This is a genomic window from Micromonospora sp. ATLC20 (genome assembly GCF_057196585.1).
Map to the genome: position 1 here is coordinate 1 of NZ_JBXUOV010000192.1, position 10,650 is coordinate 10,650.

Sequence of the window (10,650 nt, forward strand, 5' to 3'; positions counted from 1 at the left end):
GCGCCGGCGGTCCCGCGGCCGGCGGCGCGCACCGGGTCCGGACCCGCGTCCGGCGTGCCGGGGCGGGTGTCGGTGGGCGCGGCGGTCAGGTCGGCCCGGATCAGCGCGGCCAGCTCGGTCAGCCGGTCGTGCAGGAAGAAGTGCCCGCCGTCCAGCTCGTGCAGGGTGAAGCCGGCCGCGGTGTGCTCGGCCCAGGCGGCGCTCTGCTCGCGGCTGACCGCCCGGTCGGTGCGGCCGGCGAACACGACGATCGGCACCGGCAGCGGCTCGCCCGGCACGTGGCGGTAGTCGTCGACCCGGCCGAAGTCGGCGCGCAGCAGCGGCAGCAGCAGTTCCACCAGCTCGGGGTGGTCGAGCAGTTCGGCCGGAAGGCCGCCGCCCTCGCCGAGGCGGCGCAGCAGCTCGTCGTCGCCGGCCCGGGACAGCCCGTCGAACGGGCCGGGCGTGGCGACGTGCGGGGCGCGGGCGCCGCCGACGTAGAGCCGCAGCGGCAGCGGGCGGCCGGTACGGCGAAGCTCGCGGACCACGTCGAAGCCGAGCCGTCCGCCCATCGAGTGGCCGTAGATCGCGTACGGGCGGTCGGCGCGGGAGGCGATGGCGTCGGCCACCTCGGCGACGCTGAAGCGCGGGTCCTCGGTGATCCGGTTCTCCCGGCCGGGCAGTTGCACCGGCACCACGTCGACGCCCGCACCGAACTCGGCCGCCCAGCGCCGGAACGCGCTGGCGCCCGCTCCGGCGTAGGGCAGGCAGAACAACCGCACCGGCGCCTCGGGTCGGCTTCCGGCGGAGACGAACCAGTTCACCGCGGACCTTTCTGCACGGGGTCGATCCAGTGCCGGCGGCGCTGGAACGGGTAGGTGGGCAGTCCGGTGCGCCGGACCGTGCCCTCGGGGTGCAGCGCGTGCCAGTCGACGTCGCGCCCGGCGACCCAGTCGGCTGCCGTCTCGCCCAGCGGGCCGCCGTCACCGGCGATGCGGGCGCCGGTGTCCAGCAGCACGTCCAGCGCGGACAGCGCGGCCGGCAGGTCGGCGGCGACCACGGCAGCCCGGTGGGCGAACGCCCGCCGGCCCAGCGCCAGCGTGGCGGCCACGTCGGACAGCGCCGGGGCGACCCCGGCCAGGTGGCCGCGCAGGCGGGCCAGCGCGGCCCGCAGCGCCGCCGGGGTACGCGCGGAGACCGGCAGCAGCCACGGCCCCTCGCCGGGCGGGTCGGCCGGTTCGGCGGGCGGCGGCTGTTCCACCACGACGTGCGCGTTGGTGCCGCCCAGGCCGAACGCGCTGACCCCGGCGACCCGGCGCGCGTCGTCCGGCCAGTCCCGCGCCTTGGTGGGCACGTAGAACGGCCCGGCGGCCAGGTCGATCTCCGGGTGCGGGCGGGTGAAGTGCAGGTTCGGCGGGATCACCCCGTGCCGGACGGCGAGCACCGTCTTGATCAGCCCGGCGATGCCGGCGGCGGCGTCGAGGTGACCGATGTTGGTCTTCACCGAGCCGAGCGCCGTGGACTCGGCGGGCGCGGCGCCCGCGTACACCTCGTGCAGCGCGGCCACCTCGATGGCGTCGCCCAGTGGCGTACCGCTGCCGTGGCCCTCGACGAAGCGGACCTCGCCGGGCGCGACCTCGGCGGTGGCGAGCGCGCCCGCGACGGCGGCGGCCTGTCCGGCCGGGCCGGGCACCGCGAAGCCGGCCCGGTCCGGGCCGTCGTTGGTGACCGCCCAGCCGGGCAGGATCGCGTAGATGCGGTCGCCGTCGGCCTGCGCGTCGGCGAGCCGGCGCAACGCCACCACGCCCGCGCCGGAGCCGAACCCGGAACCGGCGGCGCCCTCGTCGTAGGCGCGGCACCGGCCGTCGGGCGAGGCGAGCCCGCCCGGCGTGGCCCGGTGCCGGGGCCACATCACCGTGGACCCGCCGGCCAGCGCCAGGTCGCACTGGTAGTCGGCGAGGCTCTGCGCGGCCACGCACACCGCGACGAGCGAGCTGGAACAGGCGCTCTGCACGGCCATCGCCGGGCCGGTCAGGCCGAGCCGGTAGGCCACCTGACCGGGCAGGTGGTCGGTGAACTGGCGGCCGACGAGCCGGGCCTCCCAGTCGTCCGGGTCGACGTCGCCGACCACGGCCGGGTTGTCCATGAGGTGGAACAGGAAGTAGCGGTTGGCCGAGGTGGCGGCGTAGACGCCGACCAGCCCGGGGAAGCGCTCCGGGTCGTGCCCGGCGTCCTCCAGTGCCTCCCAGGCGGTCTCCAGGAACAGCCGGTGCTGCGGGTCGGTACGGGCGGCCTCGTCGGCGGCGAAGCCGAAGAACTCGGCGTCGAAGTCGGCCACCCCGTCGAGCTGGCCGGCGGCGCGGACGTGCCGGGGGTCGGCGCGCAGGCCGGGGCCGACGCCGAGCGCGGCCAGCTCCTCGTCGGTGTGGTCGTGCACCGAGTCGACGCCGGTGCACAGGTTCCACCAGAACGTCGCCACGTCGGGCGCGCCGGGGAACCGCCCGGCGACGCCGACCACGGCGATCTCGTCGCCGGTGTACTCGCGGGCGGCGCGCACCGGCGCGGCGGGCGCGGGCAGCACCGGGGCGCGGACCGCCTCGGGCGGGGCGTCCAGCAGCGCCGCCTGAGCGGCGACGGTCGGGTGGTCGAACAGGCGCAGCATCGGCAGGCGTACGCCGAACCGCTCGGCGAGGCGCTGCTGCACCTGGCCCAGCAGCAGCGACTGCCCGCCGACGTCGAAGAAACTGGCGGTGCGGGCGACCGCGTCGCGGCCGAGCACGGCGCACCAGATGTCGTGCACGGCGCGTTCGGTGTCGGTGGCCGGTGCCTCCTCGGCCGGCACCTCGGTCACCGGGTCGGGCAGCGCCCGCTCGTCGACCTTGCCGGTGACGGTGAGAGGGAACTCGTCGACCACCACCACCGCTCGGGGCACGGCGTAGTCGGGCAGCATGGCGGTCAGCGCCGCGCGCAGCGCCACCGGGTCCGGGCGGGCACCGGCCGGCCGGGCGTACGCGAGCAGTTCGCCGTCGCGCACGATGGCGCGGACGCCCGCGACGCCGGGCTGGGCGGACAGCACGGCTTCGATCTCGGTCAGCTCGACCCGGTGGCCGCGCACCTTGACCTGCCGGTCGAGTCGGCCGAGGCAGACCAGTTCCCCGCCGGGCAGCAGCCGGCCCAGGTCACCGGTGCGGTACGACCGCAGCCCGTCGGCGTCGACGCCGAACCGGTCGCTGTCCTGGTTGAGGTAGCCGGGGGCGAGGTGGCGGCTGCGGACCACGATCTCGCCGGTGTCCGGGGTGAGGTCCAGCCGGTAGCCGGGGAACGCGACGCCGACCGGCAGCGGCCCGCGGGCATCCGGGTCCACCTCGGACAGCGGCTGCACGTGCCGGGCGGCGAACGTCATCTCGGTCGCGCCGTAGCCGTTCACGAGCACGCACTCGGGGGCGAACCGGTCCCGGCCGCGGGCCGCGTCGGCCCAGGTGGCCTGCTCGCCGCCGAGCAGCACCGCCCGCACCGTGGGCAGCCGGCGCGCGCCGAGCGTGTCGAGCAGGAAGCGGTAGACGGTGGGCGTGCAGTGCAGCACCGTGGCGCGGTGCCGGTCGAGCTGCTCGACGGCGTACGCGAGCCCCTGACGGCGCAGGTCGACCGGGACCACGGCGGCGCCGGTGAGCAGCGCCGGGTAGAGGTCGGGGATGGCGGCGTCGAAGCTGAACGACGCGAGCAGGCTGAGCCGGTCGTCGGGCCCGACACCGAGCGCGGCGATCTGGTTGTCGACGACGTGGGCCAGGTTGCGGTGGGTCTGCCCGACCGCCTTGGGCACGCCGGTGGAGCCGGAGGTGAACAGCACGTACGCGAGCGCGTCCGGGTCGGCCGCGACCGGGTGCAGCGGCGCCGGCGGCACCTCGTCCAGCGGGACGACCGGCCGCTCGCCGGCCAGTGTGGATGCCAGGTCGCGGTGCTCGGCGGCGCAGGCCACTGCGGTGACGCCGGCGGCGTCGACCATGTGGCGCAGCCGGGCGACCGGGAAGCCCGGATCCAGCGGCACGTACGCGCATCCGGTCGCGAGGGCGCCGAGCATCGCCGCCACGGTCGGTGCACCGTGTGCGGTGAGCAGCGCGATCCGGTCTCCGGCGCGCAGGCCCGCGGCGGCGAACACGGCAGCGTGCCCGCCGGCCGCCCCGGCCAGCTCGGTGTAGGTGACCTCGTGGGTCTCGCCGAGAAGTGCCGGACGTCCGCCGTGTACCGCCGTGATCGCGCCGAAACGATTGATGATCATCGTCTCTGCCATGTCAGGATGCGGGTCGCGCTCCACAGAGGGCAGGCAGGCAGCAATCGACGAATGTGATCATTGATCCCCCCCAGGACTTCACATTGGAAGCAGAATATGGCTCGATTCCTGTGCCGGAAGAGCGGCGATGAGGCTTGAGCCGAAGAGGGGACGGCACCTTGGAACCTCGGACGGAGGAATTCGTCCGATCATCCCTCTAGCGCGTAGACGATTTACAGCGTAGGTGACCGGCAACAAGTTATTTTACGGTGAAAATACTTCCAGGCCGTGGAATCTTCGCCGCAGACGGCCTCGGTGCCGCAGCTCAACCCGGGTCGCGGGGAGCCTGCTCAGACATCGTACGGCGGTCGCGGGATGGGGTCCACCATGGCGTCGAAGCCCTTCGGGAGCTGCGCGACGAGGTCGTGGAACTCCCCCACCGTCACCGTGTCACGCAGGGTGGCGAGCACCGCGACGGCACCCACCTCGGCGACCGCCGGGTCCACCGCCGCGCGTTCGGCCACGCGGTACAGGAAGTCGACAGCGCCACCCGTGGTGGCGGTGCCGGCGGGCTCCAGATAGCCGCCCACGTCGTCCGGCAGCTGCGCGGCCAGGTCCGTCGCCTCGTCCGCGGTGATCCGGTCGGCGAGGGTCTGCAACACGGCACGGGAGACCGTCGCGGCCTCGTCGGCGGGCAACTCGGCCCGCCGCGCCACCGCCTCGACGAACAGGGGGAACCGCATCCCACCCCTCCCCTCGCCGCCGGCGGGCACCACGCCCACCCCGCTCGGCCCCGGCGGGTACCCGCCCCCGCCCCGGCCAAACGCCCCGGCCACGACGAACGGCCGCCACGTCACGAACCGGGGGTAACATCCGCGCCATGGCACCCGTCACCCACCCCGGCGCCTGCCCGCTGGACTGCCCGGACACCTGCGTCTGGCAGCTCACCGTCGACGACGGCCGGGCGGTCGCGCTGCGCGGCGACCGCGACCACCCCTTCACCAGGGGCGCGCTCTGCGGCAAGGTGAACCGATACCTGGACGCGGTGAACGGGCCGGACCGGCTCACCACGCCCTGGGTCCGCACCGGCCCGAAGGGCGCCGGCCGGGTCGCGTACCGGCCGGCGAGCTGGGACGAGGCAGTCGACCGGGTGGCCGCCGGGCTGCGGACGAGCATCGAACTCCACGGCCCGGAGTCGGTGCTGCCCTACTACTTCGCCGGCACGATGGGCCTGATCCAGGGCTGGACCATGGGGCCCCGGCTCTTCGCCCACCTGGGCGCGTCCCGGCTGGACACCACCATCTGCACGGCGGCGGCACGGGCGGCGCTGCGCTCGCTCTACGGCGCCTCGGTCGGCTTCGAACCGGAGTCGATCGTCGAGGCGAACCTGATCGTCCTCTGGGGCGCCAACCCGCTCGTCACCAACCTGCACCTGTGGCCGTTCGTGCAGCAGGCCCGCGAGCGCGGCGCGTACGTGGTGACGATCGACCCGCTGCGCACCGAGACGGCGGCCCGCAGCGACGAGCACGTCGCGCCGCTACCCGGCACCGACGCGGCGCTCGCGCTCGGGCTGATGCGGCACGTCCGCGACGCCGGGGCGGCCGACGAGGAGTGGCTGGCCGCGCACACCACCGGCTGGCCGGAACTGCGCGCCCGGCTCGACGACTGGCCGGTGGAACGCGCCGCCGCCGCGTGCGGCCTGCCCGCCGGTACGATCCGCCGCCTCGGCGACCGGATCGCCACCACCCGGCCGACGGCCTTACGGGTCGGGCTGGGCCTGCAACGCCACCACGGCGCCGGGCAGGCGATCCGGGCCATCTGCGCGCTGCCGCTGGTCACCGGCGACTTCCGGTATCCCGGCGGCGGGGCGCTGGTGACCACCAGCGGTCACCACCGGGTCGACAACGGCCCGGTGATCCGGCCGGCCGGCATGCCCGCCCCGCCGGCCCGGTCGCTGAACATGAGCCGGCTGGCCGCCGTGCTGACCGGGGAGGCCGACCCGCCCGTCACCTCGCTCGTGGTGTTCGACGCCAACCCGGCGGCGACCGCCCCGGACCAGGCCCGGCTGCTGACCGGGCTCGGCCGCGCCGACCTGTTCACCGTGGTGCTGGAGCAGCGCTGGACCGACACCTGCGACTACGCCGACGTGGTGCTCCCGGCCACCATGCAGCCCGAGCACCTGGACCTCCAGACGTCCTACGGGCACCACTACACGACGCTGAACCTGCCGGTCACCCGCGCGCCGGGTGAGGCGCTGCCGAACACCGAGATCTTCCGGCGGATCGCCGCCGCGCTCGGGATCGACCATCCGGCGTTCCGGGACAGCGACGAGGACCTGGCCCGGCAGTTGCTGGCCGACGCCCCGATCACGTACGAGGAACTGCGCGAGCGCACGTACGCCCGGCTCACCGGCGTGCCGGTGGGCTCCGCGCCGTACGCCGAGGGTGGTTTCCCCACGGCGGACGGGCGGGCCCGGCTGCACGACCCGGCGCTGGTCGCGCTCGGGGTGGACCCGCTGCCCGGGTACACGCCACCGGCCGAGGCGGCCGACCCGGAGCTGGCCCGCCGGTTCCCGCTGACGCTGCTCACCCCGGCCAACCGCTATTTGATGAACTCCACGTTCGCGTCGCTGCCGTGGCACACCCGCCGCGCCGGGCCGCCCCGGGTGCACCTGCACCCGGCCGACGCGGCGGCGCGCGGGCTCGCCGACGGCGACGCGGTGCGCGTGCTCAACGACAGGGGCGCGTTCCTCGCCGCGGTGGCGGTGGACGAGGCGGCCCGGCCCGGGCTGGCGTTCACGTACAAGGCGTACTGGGCGCGGCGCAGCCCGGGGCGGTCCACTGTCAACGCGGTCACCGGCGTCCGGGACACCGACCTGGGCGAGGCGCCCACGTTCCACGACTGCCGGGTGGAGGTCGAGCCGGTGCCGGCCGCCCTGCTGACCGCCGAGCCGCCCCTCGACGAGGTCGCGGAGCCCGTCGCGGCTGGGTGATTCGGGACCTCCGGCCCCCTGACCTGGTCTTTGCGCCCCTGCTCCGGCCCGTCGCCGCCGCCTAGCGTCGGAGGCGGACAACAGGGAGGTTCGCCATGCGTACGTGGCAGGTGCAGGACGTGATGACCAGGGACGTGGCGTCGGTACGGGAGGGCACGGAGTACCGGGAGATCGTCGACGTGCTGACCGAACGGCACGTCACGGCGGCGCCGGTGGTGGACGAGACCCGCCGGGTGCTGGGCGTGGTGTCCGAGGCGGACCTGATGTACAAGGTGGAGTTCCTGGGCCGGCCCCGGGAGCGGCGGATCCTGCCGGACCGGCACCGCCGCGAGGCGCGGGCGAAGGCCGGCGCGACGCTCGCCGCCGACCTGATGACCGCTCCCCCGGTCACGATCACCCCGGACGCCACGATCGTGGAGGCGGCCCGGCTGATGGACGCGCGCGGCGTGAAGCGGCTGCCGGTGGTGAACGACCTCGGCCGGCTGGTCGGCATCGTCACCCGCGGTGACCTGCTCAAGGTGCACCTGCGCCCGGACGCCGGCATCCGGCGGGACGTGGTCGAGGAGGTGCTGTGGCGCAGCCTCGGCGTCCGCGACGGCGTGGTGGACGTGACAGTGGACCGGGGCGTGGTGACGCTCACCGGCCAGGTGGAGCGCCGGTCCACCGCGCAGCTCGCGGTGCGGCTGGCCCGGCAGGTCAGCGGCGTGGTCGAGGTGGTCGACGCGCTCGGCTACGCGATCGACGATTCGCCGATGTCGGCGCTGCGCATCGGCGGCGGCACCCCGGCCGGCATCGCCTGAGCCCTGGACGGCCCGGTGGGTGCCGGCGTACCCGGCGCCCACCGCCGTCACTCCTGGGCGAGCGCGTCCAGCACCAGCGCGGCGGTCCAGCTGAACGCCGGTGAGCCGAGACCGGCGCCGGTGTCCGGGTGGAAGTACTCGTGGCAGCCGGCCCGGTCGACCAGGTCGAGCAGCGACTCGCGCAGCCCGGCGGCCAGGTCGGCCCGGCGGTGGGTACGCAGTCCCTGCCAGAGCAGCCAGCCGGTGTTGATCCAGCTCGGGCCGCGCCAGTAGCGCAGCGGCTCGAAGTCCGGCGCGGTGCGGTCGTACGTGGGCAGCGGCCGGTCCATCCGGGCGGCCAGCCCGAAGCGCGGCGAGCACGCCTCGGCCAGCAGCGCCGACACCTGCGCGGCGGGCAGTTCGGGCAGCGCCAGCGGCATCAGCCCGAGCACGGTCCGGGCCGGCACGAGCCGGTCCGCGCGCACGTCGCGGGGACGGAACGTGCCGCCGACCGGATCCCAGAGGCGGGTGACGAGCGCCTCGGTGATCCGGGCACCCCGGTCACGGTGCGGTCCCGGGTCGGCGCCGATCACCGCGGCGATGCGCGCGAGGGCGTACTCGGAGACGCCGAGCGCGGCGTTGACCAGCGGGCACTCCACCAGGAACGGGTGCCGGCCGAGCAGTCCCTCGTCCCGGTAGCGGCCGGCCCGGTAGCCCTCCACCAGCGCGACGTAGCGCGCGTAGTCCAGGTCGGTGGGGCGCTGCGCCGCGTCGGCGTGCGCGGTGTCGTGCCGGCGGTACGCGCGCATCACCGCCTCGTCGGCGGGCACCCCTGCGAGCGGCGCGTCCCAGGCGGGGCTGTTGTCCAGCCCGGACTCCCACGGGTGCACGATCGACGCCAGCCCGCCGCCCCCGGCGTCGCGCCGACCGGTCAGGTAGCGCTGCTGCGCGACCAGCCTCGGGTAGAGCCGCCGCAGCGCGGCCACCGACGCCTCGCCGGGCGCGCGGCGGTGCACCAGCCAGGCGGCCGGAGCGTGCACCGGCGGCTGGACGATCCCGGAGGTGGCCCGGGCCGGCGAGCCGTCGGCGCGGGCCGAGTCCCAGAACTGCGGCCCGGGGAAGTACGGCCCGGCGCGCGAGGCCGGGTTGAACACGATGTGCGGCACCCGCCCGTCGACCCACTGCGCGGCGAACAGCGTGCGCAGTTCCCGCCAGGCCCGGTCCGGGCGGACGTGGGCCAGGCCGATCGCGATGAACGCCGAGTCCCAGCTCCACTGGTGCGGGTAGAGCGTGCGGGAGGGGACGGTGTGGTCGTGTTCCCAGTTGGCGTCCAGGGTGGCCAGCGCGAGGCGGCGCAGCCGGGCGTGGCGGTCGGCGTCGGCGCGTACCCCGGTGGTCAGCGTCATGCGGCGGCCCGCCGGGGACGGGCCTGGGCCAACGCGGTGGCGGCCTGGCGCAGCGCGGCGACCGGCTCGCCGCGCAGCCGGCACTCCAGCGCCAGCCAGCCGGTGTAGCCGATCGCGTCGAGCGTGGCCAGCAGCGCGCCCCAGTCGAGGTGCCCGGCGCCGGGCTGGTGCCGGTTGGAGTCGCTGACCTGGACGTGCCCGAGGTACGGCGCGGCGGCGCGCAGCGCGGCGTGCGGGTCGTCCTCCTCGATGTTCATGTGGTACGTGTCGGCGGCGACCCGCAGCGCCGGTGACCCGACCGCGCGGCACAGCTCGACCGCCTGGTCGAGCCGGTTGACCATGTGGTCCTCGTACCGGTTGAGCGGTTCCAGGAACACGGTGACCCCCTCGGCGCGGGCGTGCGCGGCCAGCTCGCCCAGGGCGTCGACGAGGACCCGCCGGTCGCCGTCGGCCGAGCGTGGCGGGTCGAACGGGGGCAGCCGGCGGGAGAACATGCCCCACGCGGCAGGGGTCATCGCGCCGACACCGCCCAGCTCGGCGATCACCGAGAGCTGGGAGCGCAGGTTGTCGACCGCGTCGCGGGAGCGGCCCGGGTCGAAGTCGCCGATGAAGTGGTCCATCTCGACGCAGACGGTCGGCACGACCACGCCGGCGGCGCGGGCGCGGCGCAGCTCCGGCAGCCGCCGGGCCAGCGCGTGGTCGCCCCGCCCGCGCAGCTCGATGCCCTGGTAGCCGAGGGAGACGGCGAGGGCGTACTTCCGGGTCAGGTCGGTGCCGGGAAGCAGCTGCTCCTGGCAGGCAAGCGGAATGTCCATCAGAACCTCAGCACCACTTGGAGGACGTCACCGTCACCGCGGTCGAGCAACGCCAGGGCGTCGGCCACCGCGCCCGCGTCGACGACGTGGCTCACCAGCGGCAGCGGGTCGACGCTGCCCTCGGCCACCAGGTCCATGAAGGTGTGTGCGATCCGCGTCCCGGACCACCGGCCGGCCGTGCCGGGTGCCGGATCGGGCCCGGAGACCTGGGCGGCCACGAGCTGGATCCGGTTGTGGTGGAACTCCTCGCCGAGTTCCAGCCCGTGGGCGTACCCCTGGTAGAAGCCGGCCGCGACGACGCGCCCGGCGTGCGCGGTGGCGCGGATCGCTTCGTGCAGCGCCGGGTACGACCCGGACAGCTCCAGGCAGACGTCGGCGCCCCGGCCGTCGGTGGCGGCCCGCAGCGCGGCGG

Annotated in this window: 8 protein-coding genes; 2 read left to right on the top strand and 6 right to left on the bottom strand. The window is 75.6% G+C overall.

The genetic code is table 11. The annotated features are described in order from the left end of the window. The 3 genes from AC2CHG_RS26730 to AC2CHG_RS26740 all read right to left on the bottom strand — a co-directional run. Positions 1 to 803, bottom strand: an 803-nt coding sequence (locus AC2CHG_RS26730; RefSeq protein ID WP_484525833.1) for a thioesterase II family protein, incomplete at its 3' end; no start/stop codon positions are given. Beyond that, positions 800 to 4,267, bottom strand: a complete 3,468-nt coding sequence (locus tag AC2CHG_RS26735; RefSeq protein ID WP_484525834.1) for an AMP-binding protein — start codon at positions 4,265 to 4,267, stop codon at positions 800 to 802. The genes AC2CHG_RS26735 and AC2CHG_RS26730, both read right to left, overlap by 4 nt. A 329-nt stretch (positions 4,268 to 4,596) precedes the next feature. After that, positions 4,597 to 4,989 (bottom strand): DUF2267 domain-containing protein, encoded by a 393-nt coding sequence (locus AC2CHG_RS26740; protein ID WP_194801725.1) that lies wholly within the window; start codon positions 4,987 to 4,989, stop codon positions 4,597 to 4,599. 137 nt (positions 4,990 to 5,126) lie between these two features. Here AC2CHG_RS26740 and AC2CHG_RS26745 point away from each other — a divergent pair, with 137 nt between their 5' ends. Together AC2CHG_RS26745 and AC2CHG_RS26750 are read left to right on the top strand one after the other, a co-directional pair. After that, a complete protein-coding gene (locus AC2CHG_RS26745; protein ID WP_484525835.1) occupies positions 5,127 to 7,238 on the top strand; it encodes a molybdopterin-containing oxidoreductase family protein in 2,112 nt (703 codons plus the stop codon). 95 nt (positions 7,239 to 7,333) lie between these two features. Further along, entirely contained in the window at positions 7,334 to 8,038 is a 705-nt protein-coding gene (locus AC2CHG_RS26750; protein WP_484525836.1) for a CBS domain-containing protein, read from the top strand. A gap of 47 nt (positions 8,039 to 8,085) precedes the next feature. Here the strand turns inward: AC2CHG_RS26750 and AC2CHG_RS26755 are convergent, their stop codons facing one another. The 3 genes from AC2CHG_RS26755 to AC2CHG_RS26765 all read right to left on the bottom strand — a co-directional run. After that, positions 8,086 to 9,423, bottom strand: coding sequence for an MGH1-like glycoside hydrolase domain-containing protein (locus tag AC2CHG_RS26755; protein ID WP_484525837.1), 1,338 nt, complete (start codon positions 9,421 to 9,423; stop codon positions 8,086 to 8,088). Continuing rightward, positions 9,420 to 10,238: a sugar phosphate isomerase/epimerase family protein gene (locus tag AC2CHG_RS26760; protein ID WP_484525838.1), complete on the bottom strand. Its 819-nt coding sequence runs from the start codon at positions 10,236 to 10,238 to the stop codon at positions 9,420 to 9,422. The genes AC2CHG_RS26755 and AC2CHG_RS26760 overlap by 4 nt, the downstream gene beginning before the upstream one ends. Next, a partial coding sequence (locus AC2CHG_RS26765; RefSeq protein WP_484525839.1) for an MDR/zinc-dependent alcohol dehydrogenase-like family protein occupies positions 10,238 to 10,650 on the bottom strand: 413 nt, incomplete at its 5' end. The genes AC2CHG_RS26765 and AC2CHG_RS26760, both read right to left, overlap by 1 nt.

What these genes read in the sequence shown, in the direction of transcription:
- AC2CHG_RS26755 (WP_484525837.1), bottom strand. Translation starts at nt 9,423, where the DNA reads ATGACGCTGACCACCGGGGTACGCGCCGACGCCGACCGCCACGCCCGG.
- AC2CHG_RS26740 (WP_194801725.1), bottom strand. Translation starts at nt 4,989, where the DNA reads ATGCGGTTCCCCCTGTTCGTCGAGGCGGTGGCGCGGCGGGCCGAGTTG.
- AC2CHG_RS26745 (WP_484525835.1), top strand. Translation starts at nt 5,127, where the DNA reads ATGGCACCCGTCACCCACCCCGGCGCCTGCCCGCTGGACTGCCCGGAC.
- AC2CHG_RS26750 (WP_484525836.1), top strand. Translation starts at nt 7,334, where the DNA reads ATGCGTACGTGGCAGGTGCAGGACGTGATGACCAGGGACGTGGCGTCG.
- AC2CHG_RS26735 (WP_484525834.1), bottom strand. Translation starts at nt 4,267, where the DNA reads ATGGCAGAGACGATGATCATCAATCGTTTCGGCGCGATCACGGCGGTA.
- AC2CHG_RS26760 (WP_484525838.1), bottom strand. Translation starts at nt 10,238, where the DNA reads ATGGACATTCCGCTTGCCTGCCAGGAGCAGCTGCTTCCCGGCACCGAC.